Source organism: Nocardia sp. CDC519 (assembly GCF_059509835.1).
Map to the genome: position 1 here is coordinate 4,011,992 of NZ_CM183377.1, position 22,532 is coordinate 4,034,523.

Annotated in this window: 19 protein-coding genes; 4 read left to right on the top strand and 15 right to left on the bottom strand. The window is 68.0% G+C overall.

Annotated elements, in window-relative coordinates; translation table 11 throughout:
- Positions 1-21: 21 nt before the first annotated feature.
- On the bottom strand, positions 22-843 hold the full coding sequence (locus AC5W7N_RS17895; RefSeq protein WP_163809581.1) for a nuclear transport factor 2 family protein: 822 nt from the start codon (positions 841-843) through the stop codon (positions 22-24).
- A gap of 301 nt (positions 844-1,144) precedes the next feature.
- Positions 1,145-2,791 carry a steroid-24-oyl-CoA synthetase gene (gene casG / locus AC5W7N_RS17900; RefSeq protein WP_495921905.1) on the bottom strand — a complete coding sequence of 549 codons (1,647 nt, stop codon included), beginning with the start codon at positions 2,789-2,791 and terminating at the stop codon, positions 1,145-1,147.
- A 329-nt stretch (positions 2,792-3,120) separates the two neighbouring features.
- Between casG and AC5W7N_RS17905 the strand changes: the two genes are divergently transcribed.
- Positions 3,121-3,861 (top strand): DUF6319 family protein, encoded by a 741-nt coding sequence (locus AC5W7N_RS17905; protein ID WP_228806800.1) that lies wholly within the window; start codon positions 3,121-3,123, stop codon positions 3,859-3,861.
- 18 nt (positions 3,862-3,879) lie between these two features.
- Here AC5W7N_RS17905 and AC5W7N_RS17910 read toward each other — a convergent pair whose 3' ends face one another.
- Genes AC5W7N_RS17910 through AC5W7N_RS17920 form a run of 3 tightly spaced genes read right to left on the bottom strand, consistent with a single transcriptional unit; the run spans position 3,880 to position 6,532 of the window.
- Positions 3,880-5,406 (bottom strand): diguanylate cyclase domain-containing protein, encoded by a 1,527-nt coding sequence (locus tag AC5W7N_RS17910; protein WP_495921906.1) that lies wholly within the window; start codon positions 5,404-5,406, stop codon positions 3,880-3,882.
- Complete coding sequence (locus AC5W7N_RS17915; RefSeq protein ID WP_163809587.1) at positions 5,406-5,975, bottom strand: hypothetical protein; 570 nt, start codon at positions 5,973-5,975, stop codon at positions 5,406-5,408. The genes AC5W7N_RS17910 and AC5W7N_RS17915 overlap by 1 nt, the downstream gene beginning before the upstream one ends.
- On the bottom strand, positions 5,972-6,532 hold the full coding sequence (locus tag AC5W7N_RS17920; protein WP_280213413.1) for a pyruvoyl-dependent arginine decarboxylase: 561 nt from the start codon (positions 6,530-6,532) through the stop codon (positions 5,972-5,974). Before AC5W7N_RS17920 ends, AC5W7N_RS17915 begins: the two co-directional genes overlap by 4 nt.
- Positions 6,533-6,670: 138 nt before the next feature.
- On the opposite strand from AC5W7N_RS17920, the gene galK reads away from it, so the two are divergent.
- Positions 6,671-7,810: a galactokinase gene (gene galK / locus AC5W7N_RS17925; protein ID WP_195019862.1), complete on the top strand. Its 1,140-nt coding sequence runs from the start codon at positions 6,671-6,673 to the stop codon at positions 7,808-7,810.
- Positions 7,811-8,190: 380 nt separating this feature from the next.
- Entirely contained in the window at positions 8,191-9,153 is a 963-nt protein-coding gene (locus tag AC5W7N_RS17930) for a hypothetical protein (RefSeq protein WP_194991683.1), read from the top strand.
- Between the two features lie 160 nt (positions 9,154-9,313).
- On the opposite strand, the gene AC5W7N_RS17935 is transcribed toward AC5W7N_RS17930, so the two are convergent.
- The 6 genes from AC5W7N_RS17935 to AC5W7N_RS17960 form a co-directional block, all read right to left on the bottom strand.
- Positions 9,314-10,009, bottom strand: coding sequence for a DUF8020 domain-containing protein (locus tag AC5W7N_RS17935; RefSeq protein ID WP_163809593.1), 696 nt, complete (start codon positions 10,007-10,009; stop codon positions 9,314-9,316).
- A 389-nt stretch (positions 10,010-10,398) separates the two neighbouring features.
- Entirely contained in the window at positions 10,399-11,850 is a 1,452-nt protein-coding gene (locus AC5W7N_RS17940) for a PepSY-associated TM helix domain-containing protein (RefSeq protein WP_495921907.1), read from the bottom strand.
- Between the two features lie 364 nt (positions 11,851-12,214).
- Positions 12,215-12,778, bottom strand: a complete 564-nt coding sequence (locus tag AC5W7N_RS17945) for a hypothetical protein (protein ID WP_163809597.1) — start codon at positions 12,776-12,778, stop codon at positions 12,215-12,217.
- 142 nt (positions 12,779-12,920) lie between these two features.
- Positions 12,921-14,570 (bottom strand): acyl-CoA synthetase, encoded by a 1,650-nt coding sequence (locus AC5W7N_RS17950; protein WP_163809599.1) that lies wholly within the window; start codon positions 14,568-14,570, stop codon positions 12,921-12,923.
- Positions 14,571-14,749: 179 nt separating this feature from the next.
- Entirely contained in the window at positions 14,750-16,375 is a 1,626-nt protein-coding gene (locus tag AC5W7N_RS17955; protein WP_175585765.1) for an acyl-CoA synthetase, read from the bottom strand.
- A 212-nt stretch (positions 16,376-16,587) separates the two neighbouring features.
- Positions 16,588-17,226 carry a hypothetical protein gene (locus tag AC5W7N_RS17960; RefSeq protein ID WP_163809603.1) on the bottom strand — a complete coding sequence of 213 codons (639 nt, stop codon included), beginning with the start codon at positions 17,224-17,226 and terminating at the stop codon, positions 16,588-16,590.
- Between the two features lie 303 nt (positions 17,227-17,529).
- Here AC5W7N_RS17960 and AC5W7N_RS17965 point away from each other — a divergent pair, with 303 nt between their 5' ends.
- A complete protein-coding gene (locus AC5W7N_RS17965; protein ID WP_163809605.1) occupies positions 17,530-18,690 on the top strand; it encodes a C40 family peptidase in 1,161 nt (386 codons plus the stop codon).
- 41 nt (positions 18,691-18,731) lie between these two features.
- On the opposite strand, the gene AC5W7N_RS17970 is transcribed toward AC5W7N_RS17965, so the two are convergent.
- From AC5W7N_RS17970 to glsA, 4 genes are all read right to left on the bottom strand, one after another.
- A complete protein-coding gene (locus AC5W7N_RS17970) occupies positions 18,732-18,899 on the bottom strand; it encodes a hypothetical protein (RefSeq protein WP_194991051.1) in 168 nt (55 codons plus the stop codon).
- Positions 18,900-18,939: 40 nt separating this feature from the next.
- Positions 18,940-19,602: an O-methyltransferase gene (locus AC5W7N_RS17975; RefSeq protein ID WP_495921908.1), complete on the bottom strand. Its 663-nt coding sequence runs from the start codon at positions 19,600-19,602 to the stop codon at positions 18,940-18,942.
- Positions 19,603-19,717: 115 nt separating this feature from the next.
- Complete coding sequence (locus AC5W7N_RS17980) at positions 19,718-21,349, bottom strand: MFS transporter (RefSeq protein ID WP_495921909.1); 1,632 nt, start codon at positions 21,347-21,349, stop codon at positions 19,718-19,720.
- A complete protein-coding gene (gene glsA, locus AC5W7N_RS17985; RefSeq protein ID WP_495921910.1) occupies positions 21,346-22,356 on the bottom strand; it encodes a glutaminase A in 1,011 nt (336 codons plus the stop codon). The genes AC5W7N_RS17980 and glsA overlap by 4 nt, the downstream gene beginning before the upstream one ends.
- Between the last annotated feature and the right edge of the window lie 176 nt (positions 22,357-22,532).

Sequence of the window (22,532 nt, forward strand, 5' to 3'; positions counted from 1 at the left end):
GCCCGCGCGGGCGGCGGTTCCTCAGGGCTGTTCCGGCACCCGCTCGCCGAACACGACGACCTGATGGATCCTCGGCGCGTCCGGGGCGAACTCCAGCGCGACCACAGCGGGTGCGCCGCCACGTTCCACACTCGTCGTCACCGACCGCCCGGCCGCGATCGTCTTCCCGGTCCGCAGGCCCGCACCGGCCCATGCGGTGAACTCGTCGGCGGAAACGACCGTGCCCGCCGGGCATTCGATCACCGTGCCCGCGCCGAGCAGCCTGCGCACGTGCGCGGTGTCACCCGAGCTCGCCGCACCGAACAACTCGGTGGCCACGCGCTTGCCCGCCCGGCCGACGCCGGTGAACCCGCGAGCCATCCCCGCCGCACCGGCCAGGCCTTGATTGCGTACCAGTGCCGCGCCCAGCTTCATCCCCGCACCGAAACCCGGTGCGCCCGTGCGCAGTAGCTGCGCCACCATCGCGGGCAGTTCCCAGTGCGCGGCGAGATGGGCGATGCGCAGATCGCCGTCGACCTCGGCGAGGTCGTAGCGCAGGTGCATCGGCACCAGCACCTGCGCTCCGGTGGCCATGGTGGTCAGGATGCTGAGATCGCGGACCACGACGGCCGGGCCGGCGAAGTCGTGATCGACCCGGAACTCGATGGAGTTGGGCGCGATGAAGGTGTCGTAGAAGCGTTCGATGGCCGCGCGGCCGGTATGCGGGCGGGCGCCGACCGGGTCGCGGACCGTCGCGTCGGCGGTGAACAGGCCCACCCACGCCTGCCGGTCATGGGCAGCGACGGCGCGGGGGGAAGCCTGCACGGCGGCGAGCAGGCTCGCACCGGATGCGTCCAATGCCACGGCAACTCCTTCGTCGAACGGACCGCGACGCCGCGGTCGACCCCATAGTAGAACGAGTTCTAGTTTTATGGTGTCGATGGCCGATGCCCCGGCATCGCTGCCCAGGTGAACAGGGGCTTTCCGTGCCGCGGCGCGCTGTCACACTGGAGTGATACCGAACCGCTCCCGTTCGGGAGCGCGTCGGCCGGACGAATGGAGGCCGGGCATGGGCAGCGCCGAAATCCAGCAGAACCTGAACAGTCTTTTCCAGACCATCCAGACAGCGCTCTTCCTGCTGATCGTCTCGTTGTAGCCCGGGTGGCTACGGCTCGAGGCCCGCGCGGATCACCTTCCCGGTGGCATTGCGCGGGAGCGGAGTGGTGGTGAGCCGCCACCGCGCCGGGACCTTGTAGTAGGCCAGGCGCTCGGCGGCGAACGCGCGCAGCTCGTCTTCATCGGTGGCTGTGTGGTTCTCGACGACCACCACCGCGGCCACCGCCTGCCCCAGATCCGGATCCGGCACGCCGAGGACCGCGCTCTCCAGCACCGCCGGATGCTCGTCGAGACACTGCTCGATCTCGGTGGGATAGACGTTCTCACCACCGCGCAGGATCAGATCCGAGCGTCGTCCTGACAGCCGCAACCGGCCGTCCTCGAGCACACCGATATCACCGGTGCGCAGCTTGCGGTCCGGGGTGATCGCGGCCGCCGTCGCGGCGGGATCGTTCCAATAGCCGAGCATGACGTACGGTCCATGCACCCAGATCTCGCCCTCCTCGCCGTCGGGGAGCTGGGCACCGGTCTCGTCGTGGATCTCCACCGAGGCTCCGAGCACCGGGCGTCCGACGGTGTCCGGGAACGCCGCGAGCTCGGCCGGTGCGGCAAGCGTCGCCGCCGTGCTGCATTCGGTGAGGCCATAGCTGGTGACCAGCGCGGTGCGGGCCACCGGGAGCTGCTCACGCAGCCGCTGCTGCAAGGCCGCCGACGATGGTGCCGAGTTCAGCGAGAACGCGCGCAGCGACGACAGGTCGTAGGCGCCGAGATCGCAGTCGAGCATCCGCGTCGCCATGGTCGGCATAGCACCCCAATTGCTGACCCGCTCGCGCTCGATCAGCCGCAGCACCCGGTCGGCGTCGAACGAGCCCTGATGGATGACCGCGGTATCCCCGCTGACCAGGCGCGGAACGACCAGATTGTGCAGGCTGGCGATGTGGAACAGCGGTGAGGTGAGCAGGAATCGCCTGCCGCCGTTGTCGGGGGTGCCGGACAATTCCGCCGCGAGCGCGTCGTTGAAGCGGTGATAGCCGATGACGGCGATGAGGTTGCGATGCGAATGCGTCACGCCCTTGGGGCGGCCGCTGGTGCCGCTGGTGTACAGAATGACGGCGGGATCGTCCTCGGCCACCGGTGTCGTCGGCAGCTCGCCGCCGGCGAACTCCGCGATCAGCGCCGCGACGTCGTCCTCCATGGTGAGGACGGGCACGTCGACGCCCAGTTCGGCGACGCCGGCGGCCCGCTTGGCATCGGCGATCAGCACCGACGGTGTGGTGTGGGCGAGGCCGTAGGAGATCTCCGGCGGGGCCCACCAGGCGTTGTAGCCGACCGCGATCGCGCCGAGGCATTGCGCGGCCCAGAAAGCGACCACCCATTCCGGGGTGTTCGCGGCCAGTATGCCGATCCGATCGCCCTTGCCGACGCCGTAGCGATCGCGCAGCGCTCGCGCCAGCGCGCCCGCGGCCGCCGCGTGTTCGGTGAACGACAGCCGGGTGTGCTCGGTGACCAGGTAGTCGCGATCGCCCCAGCGGGTCGACGCCGCGAGCACGTCGGCGAGGCTGCGTTCGCGGTTGACGAGCACCGGTGTCGGCGCGCCGAGTACCTGCTGCACCGTTATCTCGAACGGCCCGCCGGGGCCGGTGAGCTTACCGATGGCGGCCATGGTGAGCGCCTGCTGATCGACGGTTTCGGTCATCGCGGTTCCTGCCGTTCGTTTCTCCCGGACGCCTCGCCGGCCGTCCGGGCTTGCCTGTTCCGAGTCCACGCGGCCGCGGGACTGTTCCTAGAACGTGTTCTATTCTTATCGCAACCGGCCCGCCGTGGCAGCGGGATCGGCCCGATCGATGCGGATCGACACGAAGGCGTCCCGGCGTGCTCGCGTGGATGGATTCGCCGGGTGCGGGGAGAACTTGTCGGTGGAGTGCGGCATCATCTGTGCACGCAGGCCCCTTCACGAAACGCGAGAATTGCCCGGAGAGCCCCATGTCGTCGCCGCGAACAAAGTCCAAGAACACACCGCAACCCTTGTCGGACACCGAGATTGCGCAGATCGCCACCGAGATCGCCGCCGGCCGCCCGCCCATGGTGTGGTTCACCGCCGCGGCTGTGGGCATACCGGAAGGGCGCTCGGGCAAGGTCATCGCCCTCGGTGAGCCGTCCGACGGTGATTTCCTCCAGATCCGGCCCACCGGTTCCAAAGACGTGCTGTCCTTTTCCCCGGCCGAGGTGACGATGACCAAGCCCGCCCGGGACAAGCCCGTCGCTCAGCCGAAATCGTCCACCAGGAAGGAATCACCCACCGTGACCAAGCCGTCGGCCCCGACGAGCACCGTGTCCACTCCGCCCGCGCCGCCGCAGGCCCCGAAGCCCGTCGCGAAACCGGTGCCCGCTGCTGAGCCTGTGGCCGCCAACGGTGCCGCCAAGCCCGCGCCCGCGCGTCAACAGCCGGCGCCGCAGGCCCAGCCGAAGCCGGCCGCCAAGGCTCCGGCGCGCAAGTCGAAGGCGGCCGAGGTCACCGTCACCATCAGCGGCACCGCCGACGGCGAGTGGAGCGTCGACGTGGTCAATGGCAAGAAGCGCACCGTGCGAGCGCTTCCGGTGAACAGCGCCGCCGTCGCGCAGGCCGCGAAACTGCTGCACCCCGAGGTCGCCGAGGTGGTCGGCGGGATCATGGAAGCGGTGCGGGTCGCGCAGCTGGCCAAGGTCGAGCAGTTGCAGGCCGAATTGGCGGAGGCCAAGAAGCTGCTCGCCGAGCTGCCCGGCTGACAGGGGCCCGGGCGGCGCTCAGACCGCTGTCTCGCGCTGCCAGGGGCGGCGGACGGTCTCGGGCGTCGCGCGGGTCTCGTCCCGGAACGTGTCGTAGAAGGTGTAGCCGAGGGAGTACTCCTTGGCGTGGTACATCGCCGAATCCGCTTCGCGCAGCAGGTCGTAGATGTCTGCTTCGGCGGCGCGCGGCCCACTGCATGCGAGGCCGATGCTCGCGGTGATCGGTACCTCGCCGGCGCTGAGTTCGAACGGGCGGATGAAGGTGGCGAGCAGCCGCTTGGCCAGGCCGTCGGCCTCCTGCCGGTCGAGTGGCGCGAGGATGACGAATTCGTCGCCGCCGTACCGGGCCACCACATCCTCGCGGCGCACCGCCCGGCGGATCCGCGAGGCCGCGTTGGCGATGAGTTCGTCGCCGACGGCGTGACCGTAGCTGTCGTTGATCATCTTGAATCCGTCCAGGTCGATGAACAGCAGGCACAGCGGTCGTTCGGCCCAGTGGCCGCGATTGCGCGCCAGCGCTCGCAGCAGCGCCGACCGATTGAGCAGCCCGGTGAGCATGTCGTGGTCGGCCTGGTACTGGGCACGTTTCTCGCTGCGGGCGCTGCGCACGATGGCGCGCTCGCTGCGCACCAGCACCCCGATCAACAGCAGTGCGCACAGCGTCGACACCACCACCCGGTCCACCGTGCCGAGCCGCGAACCCACCACCGGGATCAGCGATGCCACGATCAGCGCGACAGCGAGGAAGCTCGCGCGCTGGCGCGAATGATGCGGATGAATCGGATGCGGTGCGCCGAGCGAGGTCATCGTCGGGTGCAGGGCGGCGACACCGACCAGGGTGTAGGCCAGCAGCAGCGGTGCGAGCAGCACGTCACGGCCTGCCACCGGTGTGCCCGCGACCTCGAGGTTGTAGCCGAGATCGCCGAGCAGGGCCAGCAGCAGCCCGCCGTGCAGCAGGCGAAGCGAGGTCTCCGAACGCGTCGTCGACGCCACCGAGTAGGCGACCAGGGCGAGCAGCAGAGCGTCGAGGATCGGATAGATCGCCGTCGTCACGGCATGACCGAGATGGCCGTCGGCGCGTAGCGCCGGTGAGATCAAGAAGGTCCACGAGGCCAGCAGGGCGCCGAGGCCGATCAGGGCCGAGTCGAGCAGTAGATCGTAATCGGCGTGTAGCTGCCGCGGGCGTAACCAGAACACCGCGGCCACCGCGATGCCGACATAGCCGGCGAGGGTGAAGGCGTCGTCGAGGTGGCGGGTGCCGGTGCCGGTGAAATCGCGCAGTGCGATGCCTGCGGCGAACGCCACCGCCGACGCGGACAGCAGATACCACGGCAGTGGTCGACGCGGGCGGTGGCGGTAGAGGCCCGTGCCGATCATGGCGAGCGCGCCCGCCACCACCGAGGCCATCGTCGTCAGTGACAGCGCGGGGGAATCGAGCAGAGTTTGTAGCACGATCAAGGCGATCGCGACGCCGGGGACGAACCTGAGCCACCGATGTCCGAAGTGCGATCGCCCACCCGCCGACTGCTCTCCGGTGAGTTCCATCAGCCCCCCTTCATCGCTCCCGTTCCGATGAATCGGGCCGCGTAGTAGGTCTGGGAATCCTCAACTGCTACTTCGACGTCTGCCTGCTCCTCGAGCACCGCTCGGATGCCGTCGGCGAAACAGAACCGAGTGTTGTTGTACGAACAGATGTCCCAGCCGACCGCGGCACGTTCAGCCACCAGAACCCGGACAACTGATTCGATCATGACATGGAATGCCGCCCCCTGTCGCGCACTTGGCGCAACAAGGGTGAAACCCGCGTAGTAGATCGCATCGCGGGCCGCGTGTTCAGGGTATCGCGCAACGAAATATTCGGGGCTGATCCACGGCACCGTCTCTAAATGCCTGGTCAAGGTGGTCAGGCCCACGGGTTCGCCGGTGCCGGTACGCGCGATATGTTTCTGGACCCGCGGATCGCGCATCTCGGCGAGGAACTCCTCCCGATGCAGCACCTGCCTGGCCGCGGCCTTGGTCCGCAGCGGACCGAAGGCCTGCTCGTAGAGGCGGTGGAACAGGTCGGCCGGCTCGGGGTCGATCGTGGTTTCGACCGTGACGTGCAGCAGGCTCATAGTCGGCCCCAACCGGACGCCCCGAACGCCGCGAGCACCACCGCGCACGCGGGGCGGTCGTCGCAGCGAGTTTCGCTGGTGCGCAACCGAACCGGGCCGAAGCGACCGGTGCGATGCCGTGCCATATCGGCCAGGCTGGTTCGGACAAGGTGTTCGACCTCCTCGGCCGTCTCGGCCTCGTGTTCGACGAACAGGCCGGCACCGTCCTCGCGGGTGGTCCAGCCGATACCGGCGGCGGCGCGCACACCCGCGGTGTCGGCGTGCCCGGCGGCGTAGACGCAATAGAGGCGGTCGCCCCAGGTGATCGGCGTGTCGATCCGTGCGGCGGATTCCAGGCGGGTGTGCGGCGGGATCACGGAGGACAGCCGGATCAGATTGGCCTCGCCGACCCCGAGTTCGCGCAGGGCGGCATCGAATGCGGCCAGGGCGGTGGGCCCGGCGCCGGTGGCCGCCGCGATCTGGATGCTGTGCGGTGCGGCCCGATTGCCGCGACGGGCGGGCAGACGATGCCGCAGCGGCCAGGACGGACCGAAACGACGGCGGGCGGAATCGATCACACGTGCTCCCCATGCGGCCGGGCCCGCGAACAGGCGGGCGGGTCATCCCTTCGAACCGAGCGTGACCGAGGATCGCCCGTCCCGCATCGTGTCGCGGCGAAACCACTGCTCGCACGGCGTGTCTCGTACAGTGGAGCGGTGCCCGACGATCGCAACGACGGCTTCGCGACCTGGGTGGCGCCCGGCCGGGTGAACATCATCGGCGAGCACACCGACTACAACGACGGATACGTGCTGCCGATCGCGCTACCGATGACCGTCGAGTGCGCGGCCCGGCGGCGCGGCGGCGACCGGGTGCTGCTGCGATCGCGGCAGCGGCCGAGGGAGCGGATCGCCGTCGGGCTCGGTGAGCTCGAGACCGAGCGCGCGGCGCTTCCCGAGTGGGCGCGTTATCCGGTGGGCGTGGTGGCCGAATTCGCGCGCCGCGGGCATCCCGTGGGTGGTGTCGAGCTGCGCATCGACGGCGGAGTGCCGATGGGAGCGGGGTTGTCGTCGTCGGCCGCGTTGTGCTGCTCGGTGGCCCTCGCGCTGCGAGATCTGTTCGAACTACCTGTTTCCGAGCGCGGTCTCATCGAGCTGACGCAAGCGGCGGAGAACCGCTACGTGGGTGTGCCGACCGGGATACTCGACCAGTCCGCGGCGATCCTGTGTACCCGCGGGCACGCGCTGTTCCTGGATGTCCAGCGTTTCACCCGAGGCGGCCCCGAGGCCCATGCGCAGATTCCGTTCGACCTGCGCGCTTCCGGGCTCGAACTACTCGTGGTCGACACCGGGCATCCGCATCGGCTGGCCGAGAGCGGCTATTCCGAGCGCCGGGCCGAATGTGCGGCCGCCGCAGCGGAACTGGGTGCGCCATCGCTGCGCGAGATCGATTCGCTCGACGTCCTCACGCGGCTGGACGACCCGGTACTGCTCCGCCGAGCGAGACACGTCGTCGCCGAGAACGCCCGGGTTCTCGACGTCGTCGCGTTGTTACGCGCGGGCGCCGATCCCCGCCAGATCGGGCCGATCCTGACCGCCTCGCACATTTCTCTGCGGAACGATTTCGCGGTGTCGGCGCCTGGCCTGGATGCCGCGGTGACGGCTGCGCTGGCCGCGGGTGCGTATGGGGCGCGCATGGTCGGGGGTGGGTTCGGCGGGAGCGTCATCGCGCTGGTCGACCAGCAGGCCGTGGATAGGGTGACCATCGCTGTGCGAGATGGACTGGTCGGCAACGGTTTGCCCGAGCCCCGCGTGTTCACCGCGGCACCGGCCGCGGGTGCGCGCCGACTGCGGTGATCGCGCGATCTGCGTCGAGCCGGATTCGGATATCGCGCGTGGATCTGGTCACAGGGTGTTCGTCGTCGTCAGGGTTCTCGGGTGGTTCCCGAGGCACCGAAAACTTCTCGATGCAGGGCTTTCGGCAACCACGTCCAGAACTGGTCGTGCGGCCATGAATGCAAGTTACCGAAAAGTATTGTGTCGCATGTCTCTTTGTGCCGCAAACCTCATTTGACCTGCGTATCCCATGCTCTAATCTGATGAACGTCGATGGCGACAAGGGCTCACCGAAGATGTGACACACCCCCTCGCATATCGCGCAGGGGTGAAATAAGCAATTCCGAAGGTTGAATTCGAATTTCATGGAAAACGCACCCCACGGGCAAGTTGGCGTAGTTATGCGACCCGATTCCGAATTTCGATCCGGTTGGCAGTGCTGGTCGATCACAGCGCTGAGCTTGTTCACCCTGCTACTCCTGTGCCAGCCGTGGTTGAAGGCCACCGGCCCCCACGGTGACGTGCGCACCGACGCCTTCGGCCGGCTGGAGGGGTCCGTTCCCGCGCTGCGCATCTTCGACGAGCCCGTGGCGTCCATCAGTGGGTGGTGGGGCGCGTTGATCGCGGCGGCCGCGGCGGCCACCCTGATCGGGGCCCAGCTGCATCGACTGATCGGCGTCGGGCGGTCGGTGGCGATCGTCGCCGCTATGGCCAATGTGGTCCTGGTGCCGGTGACACTGCTGTACCTCAACAGCAAGTCACCGGAATTGAAGAAGATGACCGAAGACCACGACGATCTGAAAGAGACGCTCGGCAGCATCGTGAAGTCGCTCTTCGGTGACGGCAGCGGCCAGGAGCCGGCCGCCGGCGCGGCGCAACAGGCCACGACGGCCGCACTGACCGATCAGGCCCTCATGTGCTGCATCATCGCGGCGCTCACGGCCGTGATCGCGGTCTGCATACGGCGGCGGGCCTACTCGGTCGACGGTGCGGCCGCCGCGGACGACGAGCTTCTGTTCGCCCTGCCCGCATCCGACGGACAAGCAGGCCACGCCGAGGACGCCGACGACATCATGGACCAGGTGTTCGACCGCATGGTGCAGCAGAACTACGAACTGCTGGAACGGCGTACCGCCGCGAACGACGAGGAACTCAGCCGGCAGCGCCTCCTGCAACGAGGCGAGCGTCTCCGGCGCAGCGACAGCATCCGGCAGACCCGCCGCCGCCCGCGGCCTCGTCCCGCGACGTCGGCGGCGGAAAAGCCGACCACACCCTGGGTCGCCGCTTCTCGAAGCGGTCGCCTCGCCGGACTTACGCAGGCCTCGGCCGAACCGCGGTTCCGAGCCGGGTGCTCGGACGGCTGAACCCGCGCTGCGGATCCGGTCCGGATGCGCGGCGCGTCATCCGGTACGGATCGCGGCGTTCCCCAGCAGGAGTGCGCGACTGAGCCTTCGGCTGCCCTACCGCTCGGGCTCCTGCGCCCCGGGATGGTGTGCGCCGGGACGCAGGAGCCGCCAGATCAGATCATTTGGCCGGGAACGGGGCGTTGATCGTGGTGAAGTACTGGATCGCCGCGCCGATCGCGACGGGCGCGGTGATCAGGATCTGACCGACGACAGCACCTAGGCTGCCGACGGCCAGGACACCGCCGATGCAGCCGACCGCGGCCGCGGGAATGAACGGCCCGAACAGGCCGACGATGGTCGCCGAGGCGACGGTGGCGCCGGCGATGCCGCCGAGCACGCAACCCACCGCGGCGCCACCGATTCCGCCGACCAGGGCGGCGATACTGGCTCCGAGACCGATGGTGCTGGTCATGCGGCTCCAGGCGTCCTTCTCACGCTCGTACTCGGACTTGTAGGTGGCCTTGTCCTCGAAGGGCAGGGCGACCGGGCGGTACGCGGCGTGCGCGAGATCGAACTGCGGGGTGAGCGTGGCGGTGCGGCCGGAGATCTCGGCGGCGATCGGGAATTCGAACTCGTCGACCCGGAAGGTCAGCGGCGTACCCGCCAGCACGGTGCCATTGGGAGCCTTGATTTTCAGCACCCGGTCCTCGACCACGAGCGAACCCGCGTCGGTGCTGATGACGCTCGACGTCTCGGTCGCCGTCGCGGTGAAACCGACCGCCTCCGGCTCGGGAGCGGCCTGTGCGGTGGCAGCGGTCACGCCGAGAGCGGTGGTCGCGGCGACGGTGATCAGGGCGAGCTTGGTGAACTTCATGGGAGTTGTTTCCTTCTCATGTGTGGAGAGATGACCTCGGGCCGGGTCGGTAGAGTCGATGCCGACGGGACGACCCGAATTGCTTGTGCGGCTGTGGTTCTCACCCGTGCCCTGGCATGCGCACGGCTGTGCGGGGCATGAGCCCGGCACAGGCGGACAGCCGTGGTTCGCGGATGTCGGTCGGACAGTCCCGAAACCGACGTGCCGGTGTGTGCGCTCCACCGTGGCGGACTCGACCGAGCGCGTGTGCGCGCGGCCGACGGGCCCGCAGGTGCGGGCTGCAGTGGTCGCACGGCCCGCGGAACCACTCCTCGGCTCGGCGCCGAGGCGAAAATTCGCACGATGAACCAGGCCCACCGCCGGGGCGGGCCTGTATCGCGGAGCCGGAGCTACCCGGTGGCGCGTCTCCTGAACTGTCCGACGAGGACGTCGACCACCAGGAAGGCCAGCAGGCTGATTCCGATCAACGGCGCGAACCAGCCGATCAGAACCGTCACCGCGGCCAGCGGCACGATCAGCACCAGTGGACTGCGCCGCAACCCGCCGCGCTGTGGCGGTTTACCGATGGCGAACCGCCCGGCCGCGCGGGTGGGGCGCCGCTTCCACCACAGCAGGTAGCCACGCACGATCACGGTGATCAGGCCGATCATCACCGCGAGCAGCAGCAGCTGGTTGAGCAGGCCGAACATCAGGCCCATATGGAACTGGATGCCCCAGTTGGACAGCTTCGCCATCAGCGGCCAGTCGGCATAGGGCAGGCGCGCGGTGATCGCCCCGGTGGCTCCGTCGACCGCGACGGCGTCGACGGTGTAGGTGCCGGGCATGCGCCGTTCCTTGATCGCGAAGGCCGTCGAATCGTCGGCGGGAATCGCGATCTCGGCCGGCCGATCGATGCCTGCGGCGCGCCCGGCGTCCACCACCCGATCCAGCTGCGCCACCCGATCACCCGGATCGCCGGTCGGCATCGGTGTCGAACCACCGTGATGGTGGTCGCCACCCGCATGGCTCGCCGGCGCATCGGAGCCGGGCAGCGACGTGCTGACGGCAGGCGTGGTCCAGCTGAGGTTCTCGCGCAGCTCGGTGATGTTCTCGCCGGCATAGGTCGACCAGGTCATCCCGGTCGCCGCCAGCAGCAAGAGCACGGGCAGGATCCAGAAACCCACGGCGCCATGCCAATTCAGGGTGCGTCCGCGGCCACTACCCGAGCGGTCCGGGATCAGCAGCCAGCCCGCGGAGTTGCGGTCGCGCCGCGCCCGCACCCGCCGGACCCACAGCAGCAGACCGGCCAGCGCGATGACCCACAACCAGGACGCGGCCAGCTCGCTGTAGAGCCGCCCGGGGTCGCCCAGGTGCAGGTCGCGGTGCAGCCGGTCGATCCAGGTGCGCATGGGCAGCGCACCCGAACTGCCGTAGACCACCGATTCACCGACCGGTGTCGCGGTCGCCGGATCGACGAACACCGCGCGGCGTTCGGATTCACCGAGCGTGGGATCGCTGAAGATGACCCGGGTGGTGTCGCCGGATTCCGGTGCCGGTGCGACCGCGACCAGCGGCAGATCGGGGCGGGTGGCGACGGCGGCCTCGACCTGCGCGGAGATCGGTTGCGCGGGCCCGGAGGAGTCGACGTGCAGTAGATCGCGGTTGACGATCGACTCCAGCGCCGGGGAGATCGCGTACAGCGCGCCGGTGATCGCCGCGATCAAGATGAACGGGCCGACGAAGACGCCGGCGTAGAAATGCAGCCGCAGCGCGAGCGCGCGCGCCGCGGCCCATGGCCCGGTCCGGGAACCGGATGGGGGTGTGGACTCCGTCGGTGGAGTCTCGATATCGGTGGTACTCATCGTTGTTCGACTACGTCCTGTCGAGAGATACCCGGGTTGCGGCCATCGGTCGCGGGGCTCACGCCCGTCTGCGATCCGGCAGACCCTTCGGGTGGGGCGAAACGGAACCTGGACGACATCGGTGCGCACGCGTCGTGGCATTCACGGCGAGGCGATATTCCGGCGGCCTACGTCGTTTCGGCGCACGGGGGCATGGCCTTCGGGGAGGAGGGCCTGCCGCAGGTGCGCCTGACCGGACGGGTGCAGGCCTCGCCGGATATCGCCGCGCAGCACGGTTCGACGACAGCTGCGTGCGACGTGCGGTGGCGTCACCGTGTTGCACACGCGGTGGCCCGACCGCCGATTGCGTCCAGGTGAAGTTGATTCAGAGACGAACAGTCGAAGGTGGTCCGCGAGTGCGGGACGCATCGGCGGCGAGCACCCACAGGATGACGCGATCACGATGCGTGGTTCGCAGCGGCGCAGGCCCGGCGATGGCGGGCGGGTGATACCGCAACGGCACAACCCTGGCCAAGGCCGACCTACCCATGCGATAGGCGAATTCGGCGCCCCGGATCAGCAGCGCCGCGATCACGACGGCTACCAGGTGCGCGGCGATCATGGTCGGCGTCAGTTGGACGTCGCCGTGATGCAGATGCCCGGACCCCCACCCCATGGCGAGGTGGCCGAGCAGCTGGCCCGCGGCCAGGACGGTGAGGAGCCCGGCGGATCCGGTGCGCAGCCGGCCCGGCCCGGCGACCAGCGCGCCGACCAGAGCCGAAGCCGCGAGAAGGAGAGCCAACGTGCTGCTGCTCGGCGCCATTCCACCGGATGCCCAGCCGTGCGCGGCCACCGAGATGGTGCCGGACAACGATCCGGCCGCCCCACCGCGCAACTGCGCGATGCCGCTGCGGTCATCCGCAGGGGGTCGGCCGAACCTGATAATCACTCGCCGATGATAGCTGAGGAGTTTTCGTCCCATTGCTGCCTCGGCGATTGCGGGCTCCGGGCTGGTAGCTGGGGGCGGACAAGCGGCCGTCGGCAGTAGCCGCGTACCGGGCTCGCGGCCGAACGCGAGCCCCGAGCGACGCCTACGACCCGTCGACATCCATCTCGACCAGCGGCTTGCGCAGCAGCTTGCCGGTGGCATTGCGGGGCAGTTCGTCGAGGAAGATCACCTCGCGCGGCACCTTGTACCGGGCCAGGTTCTGCTTGACGTAGTCCTTGATCTCCTGGACGTCGCGGTTGGAGTCCGGCCCTGGCACCACGAAGGCGCGCAACCGTTTGCCGAACTCGCGGTCGTCGACGCCGACGACGGCCGCCTCCAGCACGTCCGGCCGGTTGGACAGCAGGTGCTCGACTTCCTGCGGGAAGACGTTCTCGCCGCCGGAGACGATCATGTCGTCGTCGCGGCCGTCGATGAACAGCAGGCCGTCGTCGTCGAAATGGCCGACGTCGCCGCTGGACATCATGCCGTCCACGCGCTCTTTGGTGCGGCCGTCGGTGTAGGCGCGGAAGCCGTGCGCGTTCTCGATGAAGATGGTGCCGGTGACGTTCGGCTCGGTGATGAGCTTGCGGTTCTCGTCGTAGAGCGCGATCCGGATGCCGGCGGGCGGGCGGCCCGCGGTGCTCGGTGCCTTACGCAGATCCTCCGGGGTGGCCACCGTGATCACCGCGCACTCGGTGGAGCCGTACAGGTTGTAGAGCACGTCGCCGAAGTATTCGGCGGTGCGCACCACGACGTCCGGCGGAATCGCCGAGCCGGCCGCGAAGATCACCTTCAGCGGTGTCATGTCGTATTTGGCGAGCACGTCGGCGGGCAGGTCGAGCATGCGCTGCAGCATGGTGGGCACCACGACCAGTGAATCGGCGCGATGTTTCACGATATTGGCCAGCGTCAGCTCGGGGTCGAAGCGGCGCTGCTGGAAGATCACCCGGTTGCCGAGCGCCAGGCCGAGGGTGAACTGGGACAGGCCGGTGCCGTGGAAGATCGGCGCCGCCATCACCATGGTGCCGTTCTTGGGCAGCGGCACCCGGTCCAGGAACTGGGCCGACATGAAGGGGCTGACCCGATCGCGCGGTGCGCCCTTCGGCGTGCCGGTGGTGCCGCTGGTGAGGATCACCATGCCGCCGGGCTTGGCCGGCGCGGGCATGGACTCGGTGGAGCGGCCCGCCGACAGCGATTCGATGGTCGGGATCGACGGATCGGCGCCGTCCTTCTCGTCCACCCAGGTGAGCACGCGGGGGATGTCTGCCGGAATGGCGCTCATCAGGTCGAAGAACTCGCTGTCGTGCAGCACCGCCTTGATCTTTTCGCGCTCGGCGACATCGGCGAACTGCGGTTTGGCGAATCCGGTGTTCATCAGCACCGCGCGCACACCGAGCTTGCCGGTGGCCAGCAGGCTCAGCACCATGCCGCGATGATCGCGGGCGAGTACCGCGACCACGTCGCCCTGGCCGATGCCCTGAGCCGACAGCCCGCGAGCGAACGCATTGGACAGCTCGTCGAGCTGACCGAAGGTGAGTTCGCCGTGTTCGTCGACGATCGCGGCGGCGTTCGGCCGGGTCTGCGCGGCGTGCATGACGACGCCGGCGAATGGGCCGTACTTGCGCATGTTGTAGAACGAGCGGGCCCCGTGATCGAGGCGCAGCGGGTTGAACAATCCGCGCTTGACCATGACATTCACGCCCAGAGCGAGGTCACGCGCCTTGCGGACGGGGGCTGGGGTCGACAGAGACATGCGGCAAACAACCTTCCGCGATCCCGCCACCGTGACCGGGGTGGTGTGGATCGCAACCTCGAGATCCAGTGCTGGCGCTAACAATAGCAAGCATTACCGGCGAGTAGTGGTGCTCGTCTCAGAGATGCCGACGCCGGGGTCGATGTCCACCTCGACCCCGGCGTCTCTTACTTCGCGATCTACTGCTCGACCTGGTAATCCACCAGTACCCGGCGCAGCAGCTTGCCGGTCGGGTTACGCGGCAGATCGTCGAGGAAGACCACCTCGCGCGGCACCTTGTACCGAGCCAGGTTCTCCTTGACGAAGGTCTTGATCTGCTCCGCGTCCGGGGTGTGGCCGGGCTCGGGAACGACGAAGGCGCGCAGCCGCTTACCGAACTCCACATCGTCCACGCCGACCACTGCCGCGTCGAAGACGTCTTCGCGCTCGAGCAGCAGCTGCTCGACTTCCTGCGGGAAGACGTTCTCGCCGCCGGAGACGATCATGTCGTCGTCGCGGCCGTCGACCATCAGCAGGCCGTCGTCATTGAAATGGCCGACGTCGCCGCTGGACATGTAGCCGTCGATGATCTGCTTGTGCCTGCCGTCGGTGTAGCCCTCGAACGGTGCGCCGCTGCGCACGAAGATGCGGGCGGTGACGTTCTTGTCGAGCACGCGCTGATCGTTGTCGTCGAACAACCGCACATCGCAGGTGATCGGCGGGCGGCCGACGGTGCCGGGCGCCTTCGCGAGTTCGTCGGGGGTGGCGATGGTCGCGATGGCCACCTCGGTGGAGCCGTACAGGTTGTAGAGGACCGGCCCGAACACCTCGGTGGCGCGGATGCACAGCTCAGGTGCCAGCGCCGAACCGGCGAGCAGGATCACCTTCAGCGAGGACAGGTCGTACTTTGCGCGCACCTCGGCGGGCAGCTCGGTCATCCGGTGCAGCATGGTCGGCACCGCGACCAGCATCTCGGCCTTGTGATCGGAGATCATCTTCAGCGTGGCCTCGGCGTCGAAGCGGCGCCGCATCACGATCTTGTTGGTGAGCACGGTGCCGACCAGCCAGGTGCCGAGGCCGGTGCTGTGGAACAGCGGCGAGACGATCACCATGGTGCCGCGACGCGGGAACGGCACCCGGTCCACGAACTGCGCGGTCGCCATCGGCGTCACCTTGGTGCGCGGGGCGCCCTTGGGTAGGCCGGTGGTGCCGCTGGTCAGGATGATGAAGCCGCCCGGCTTGCTGGGGGCGGGCAGCGGCTCGGTGGAGTTCGCGGCGATCAGGTCGTCGAAGGTGGTGGCGCCTTCGGGCAGTGCGGCGCCCTCGTCGACCCAGGTCAGGAAGCGCGGCAGATCCGCGGGCAGAGCGTCGAGCAGGCCGAGGAACTCGCTGTCGTGCAGCACCGCCTTGACCTTCTCGCGCGCACAGACCTCGGCGAACTGCGGCTTGGCGAAGCCGGTGTTCATCAGCGCGATCCGCACGCCGAGCTTGGCGGCGGCCACCTCGGCCAGGATCAGGCCGCGATGATCGCGGGCCAGCACGCCGACGACCATGCCCTCGGTCAGGCCTGCGGACTGCAGCCCGCGTGCGACGGCGGTGGACTGTTCGTCGAGTTCGCGGTAGGTGAGTTCACCGCGCTCGTCGGCCAGGGCGACCTGATCGGGGGCGATCCGGGCCGAATGCCGGACCAGCGCGGCGTGCGGGCCGTAGACCCGCGTCTCCTTCATGGTCTTCAGGGTTTCCAGCGGCGCTTTGGGATCGCTGACCCCACGCGATCGCAACACCCCCAGCGCTTTGACGGCCTCCAGCGTATGCGCCAGGTTCACCACGAACACCTCCACAGAACTCTCGCGTCGGTACTCGACCTAGCGAATCGAACGGGCATATCGGATGCCTACCGTATCAGCGCACGTGTGACAGGTCACAGCAAAAGGCGACAAATCGGGCCTTGTGTCCGCCCCCGCACGCAAACCTCCAGATGAGCGCGGGCGCGCCTGTGACCTCACAGAACGCGCCCGGCCTCAGTGAGCGAACGTTGTCAATTGACGACTGCTCCCATGGATGGGAACGAGATGGTGCCCTTCTGGTACTGGAACCCGTCCGGGTGCTGATCGCTGACCGGAACCGACCAGCGGTGCCACAGCGTGCCGTAGACCGCGGCCACGACCATGCCTGCGCCGGGATCGATCACGCGCGAGCGGATCGTGGTATCGACCGGGATGTCGTTGTGCTCGGTCAGCACCTCGGTGCCGCTGCGTCCGTTGGACAGGTTCAGCCAGATCACCTCGAGCTTGGCACCGGTCTGGTTCGGGGCGATGGTGCCGGGTCCGCCGAAGAAGCCGAAGCGGAAGCCGTCGATGCCGAGCGCGACGCCGGAACCGTAGACGCCCGCACCGCCGCCGCGACCGATATCGGACTGGGCCGGGATCTGGAACGGCTGCGCGGGCAGCGCCACCTCCTCGGCGGCGTCGTCGAGGCGCTGCGGATCGGCCAGCAGACGGTCGATGGCCTGTTCGGCGGCCGGGTTGCCGGTCGCGACGACGCGCAGCTGCTCGGCGGCGGCGGTCCAATCGACGGTGTGCGGTTCCGCGGCGGCGTGTCCGGTGAACAGCATGGCGGCCGCGGCGGTCGCCGCCAGGCCGGTGGTGAAGCGGGACATCAAGCTCGAGCGTGGCATTGCCTGTCTCCTTCGGAAGATTCATTCCCGGGTACAGCTCGACAACCATCCGTTTCTCGACGCGAAACGGTCCGGCGGCCAGGTTGCCAGCGATATGCCGCACTGTCCAGGGTTGCCGCCGGGACGCGCCGTCGGGGAAATACGCCGGACGCGTTCCCATTGTTGGGAATCAGCGATACTCGAGGCGTCGCAGGTGTCTTTCATCAGGTGGCCTGATGGTCGTGGGCGAGTGAGGATCCGGATGCTCCTGTATGTCGGCCCACGGGGGATGACGGTCCGGTCGGCCGAAAGGCGGTGCCGTCGATGAGTTTGACGACCGATCTCGCGGAAATCGACGCCATTCCTGTTCGCGGTGACTTCCCGCCGGGCCTCGTATCGGTTGTCAAGATGGTCAAGCTCGCTCTGCGAGCGAGCGTTTTACAGTTCGCCTCGGGTGAACCCGGCGCGCAACCGGATCTGCTCGAACAGCTGCGAAAAGCGAAGCTGCTGCGCAACTCCGATATCGACGGCGTCGAGGCGAAATCGGTGATCCTGGAGAAGTACGGCTCGCGCAAGGGCGATTTCCAGGCCATCGAGAACGAACTGCGCGACAAGGGCAAAAGTGTCGACAGTTCGGTCTCGGAAACCTTCAGAACCGCTGACACCACCTACCGTCAGGTGATGGGCAAGGTACGCGGCCTGAGCGATGCCCTCACGAACGCGCCGGGCCCGGGCAAAGATCAGAAATACATCGCGCCGCACGTCGCCGACCGGCTGTCCGCCATCGCCTTGCGCACCACCGGCGATGTACACGATCTGGTCGACGACGCGAAAACCCGGATCCAGGAGTGGGCCAATGGGATTCGCGCGGCCACGCAGGGCGCGAAGCCGGTGATGGCCAATGCCCCGAGCACGATGGGCGGACGGAGTCCGATCAGCATGGCGTCCAGCGGCCCTGCCCCGGCGGCCTACTCGGGTTCGGCGGGCTCGCCCGCCCCCGCCAGTGCGCCGGCACCGACTCCGTGGACCTCAGCGCCCTCGACCGGAGTGCCCGCTATCGATGCCGCGATCCGGGCCGCCGAGGGCGAATTCGCCAATGGTGTGAGAGAGACCAGTCCGAACCACGTCAACCGGCCCTACAACATCCCTGGCGATCTGGCGTGGTGCGCCTCGTTCACCGACTGGGCGTGGACGCAAGGCGGCATGGATGTGAACTGGACCAATAAGAACCTGGTCAGCGCCGTCTGGTCGGATGCCCGGCGATGGGGATGGGGCCGGGATGGCAATATTTCGGAGGCTCGTCCGGGCGACATGATCGTGTGGGGTCACCAGAACCACATCGGTCTGGTGGTCGCCCGCAGTGGCAATACGGTGACCGTCGTCGAGGGCAATGCCGGCAATGCTGTGCAGCGCAACACCTACAGCCTGGATCGGGGCTTCGCCGGTGTCATCCATCCGCCGGCGTCGAACCAGGTGGCGGTATAGCGCGGGGCGGTGTGCGACCGGGATCGGCCGGCGGGCCTCGATCAGTCCTCCGGTTCCGGTTCGGAACGTGCCTCAGCGGTGCCCGTCACCCGGATGACTCCCGCGCTCAGATCGATATCGAGCTGCGGCCGGTGCGGTTCACCATTGCTGTCCGCGCTGCCTTCGTCGGTCAGCTTCTTGCCGGGGAACAGTTCGCCGATCACGCCCATGCACCCACGATAACCACAACAGCGCGTCCTGGCGTTTCCGTCAGTCCGTGACCAGCGCGTACGCGAAACCGTCCCACCCCTTGCTGCCGACGGTCTGCAGCGCGGTGGCATCCAAGCGCGGTTCGCTGTCCAGCAGTTCCAGCACTTCGCGGCTGGCGCGGACCGCGGAGTCCTCGGAATGTCCGTTGGTGATCTTCCCGCCGCGCACCACATTGTCGACGATGATCACCGACCCCGGCCGGGTCAGTCGCAGCGCCCAGCGCACATAGTTGGCGTTGTTGACCTTGTCGGCGTCGATGAATACCAGGTCGAACGGGTCCTGGCCCTCTTGTTCGAGCACCGGGAGGCTGTCCAGCGCGGCGCCGACGCGGATGTCGACCCTGTCGCCGACGCCCTTGCGGTCCAGATTCGCTCGCGCGACCTCGGCGTGCTTCGGCTCGTACTCCATGGTGACCACCCGGCCCTGCGGGCCGACGGCCCGCGCCAGCCAAAGGGTGCTGTACCCGCCGAGCGTCCCGATTTCCAGCACCCGCCGCGCGCCCATCGTCCGCGCGATCAGATGCAAGAACTTCGCCTGCGTCGGCGAGACATCGATGGCGGGCAAGCCTGCGGCCGCATTCGCTTCCAGCACGTCGGTATCGGCCTCGCCGACCACGGTCTGCACCAGGTACCGGTCTACCGCGCCCCACTCGGCATTCGTCATACGGAAAGTCTTCCACGACGCGCCGGCCGGCCCGCGGTTCGACTCGCGGCGGGCCGGACCGCCGGGAAGTCCGTGCTCGGGGCGATGAGGACCGCATCGAGTGATACGACTCTGCTCAGTCCTTCTCCGGCGACGGATCCGGGATCTCGCCCGGCCGGTAATCCGGCAGACGGCTCGCGGGCACGATCGCGGTCGCGCTGATTCCGGCGAGGATCAGCAACCCGAACTTGAGTGTGCGCAGCCGGACGTCTTCGTTCACCGCGACCGCCGCATCGATCTGTTCCGGTGTGGCGTCGGTGCGTTCGAGGACCTCACGCAACCGGTCATTGCTGACGAAGTTGACGTTGTCCAGGTCGACCTGCGCGATCAGCGAATCCGGCAGTTCGACGTCATCGATGATCTCCCGGCCGACCACGAAGCTCAGGATGGTGACCAGCATCGCGCCGACCAACGCCGTGCCGACCGCCGAGGCGAGGTTCTGGGTGGTGCCGCGTAGCGAGCCGACATCGCCTGCCAGCTTCTTCGGCGCGGAGGTGACCAGTACGTTGAACACCAGCGTGACCAGCGCGCCCTGGCCGATTCCGAAGACGATGAGCCCGAAGATCGTCGGCACGGTCTCCCAGTTGTTGGTGACCACATAGGCCAGCCAGATGAGTGCCGCGGTGGTGAGGCTGAACGAGAACATTCCGATGGCGCGCGGGCTGAACCGTTTGTAGAACCGCACCACCAGCATCGCGGTGATGAATACCGTGAGGTTGAACGGCATCATCGCCAGCGAAGTGTCGAACGGCGAACGGCCCTGCACGATCTGGATGTAGAGCGGGACCGTGAAGATCAATGCCGCTTCGAGCGCCACGACGATGAACATGGCGTACACCGCGGCCCGCTCGCGGGAACTGCCGAGCACCGACAGATCGATCAGCGGCGCCTTCCCGTCGCGCATCCGCCGGCGAGTCCACCCGATGAATGCTTGCCCGAGCATGATGCCGAGCACGATCAGCACCGGCGCCGGCGAGACGCCGAGCAGATCGAACGGCGCTTCCGGATCGGCGAAGAACACACCCCATGCGTTCAGATTGTTGAAACCGATGGTGAGCAGCACGATTCCGGCGCCGATGAGCGCCGCGGCGACCAGGTCGATCTCGATGCTCGCATCGCCGTCGTCGGAACGCAGCGTGAAGCTGAACGCGAATACCACAACCGCCAGCACGAGCACGATGCCGAACACCGGCCGCCAGCCGACGAGGCTGCCGAGCGCGCCACCGATAAGGAAGGCGCTCACCCCGGAAATGGCTCGTGCGGAGCCGAGCGAACCGATGGCCGTGGCCTGCTGATCACCGTGGTAGTTCTCCGCGATCAGCGCCACAAGGGCGGGCACGATGATCGCCGCCGAGGCTCCGGCCACACCCTGTGCGGCGATCGCCCAGCCCACCGACGGCGAGATGATCATCATGATCGCCGAGACTCCGAATGTCGTGACGACCACCCGGAAGATCGTCACCCAGCCGATCCGCTGGCCGAGTTTGCCGCCGACCATGACCAGCGCCGCGACCGCGAGACCGTAGACGACGATCGTCGAACTCACCACTGTCGGTGCCACATCGAAGTCGTCGACCATGCCGCCCAGCGAAATCGGCAGGGCGGCAACATTGAACGACATCAGGATCTGCGCGAAGAACAGTCCGACCATCGGCAGCCAGGACGCGCGCTCGGGTGTGATTGCCGTATCGGCCGATTCGGTGGTCATGCTCGGGAGCCCTTCTGATCGTGGACCTCGGACGCGAAGACGTTCAAGCCGAGCGTGCGCGACAGATAGGCGGTCGCGCGGATGCCGCGTTCGCTGTTGCCCGCGGAATCCAGGCGCGGGGAGTAGGTGCCGATGGCGCCCTTGCCCGGTGCGATGGCGACGATCCCGCCCGCGACACCGGATTTGGCGGGCAACCCGATCTCGAACAGCCATTCGCCGGACCGCTCGTACATCCCGGTGGCGGCCAGCACTGCCAGCGTGTCGCGGCAGACCTGGGTGGAAACGACTCGTTCGCGGGTCACCGGGTTCACCCCGCCGTCGGCCAGCGTCGCGCCCATGATCGCCAGGTCGCGGGCGTCGACCAGCAGCGAGCACTGCCTGGTGTAGACGTCGACGACCTCGAGCGGGTCGATATCGATGCGGCCGTAGCTTTCCAGCAGCCGCGCGATGGCCTTGTTGCGCTGGTTGGTCAGCATTTCCGAGTGGTATACCGCGCCGTCCAGATCGAGCGGCCGTCCGGCGAATCGCGACAGACCGGATCGGATGCGTTCCCATTGTTCCGCGGGGGTGGCTCCGGGAATCATCGCCGTCGTCGCCAATGCGCCCGCGTTGACCATCGGGTTCATCGGATGGCCGTCGTTGAGTTCGATGGCGATCACCGAATTGAACGCCAGGCCGGTGTTGTTCACGCCGACCCGGTCGAGCACAACCTCGTGCCCGAGTGCGTCGCAGACCAGGGCGTAGACGAACGCCTTGGCGATCGACTGGATACTGAACTGCGCGTGGGCCGCGCCCGCACTGTGTAGATCGCCGTTGACCTCGGCGACCGCGATGCCGAACAGGTCGGGGTCGGCTTCGGCGAGAACGGGGATGTAGTCGGCGACGGCCCCGGACTGCAACGGCAGATATCGTTCGTAGGCCGCCCCGACCAGCTTCTCCACCCGGTCCCAGCCCGGCAGTGCGCCGGTCGATACGGTTTGCTCGATTCCCTCGACGTCCAGATCCATCGGGCCTCCTTCTCGGCACCGGGACCGGTCGCACCACACCGCTGCGGTCGCGGCGCACGGATCGGGTGCCCGACAGGCGCCGCAGTACACCGGTTCGGCGCTCCGCTTCCGGCGGTGCCGGCCGGGAGTGCCGAAAGGATGGATCTGGTCCCACGATCAGGTCGAACCTGGGCAGT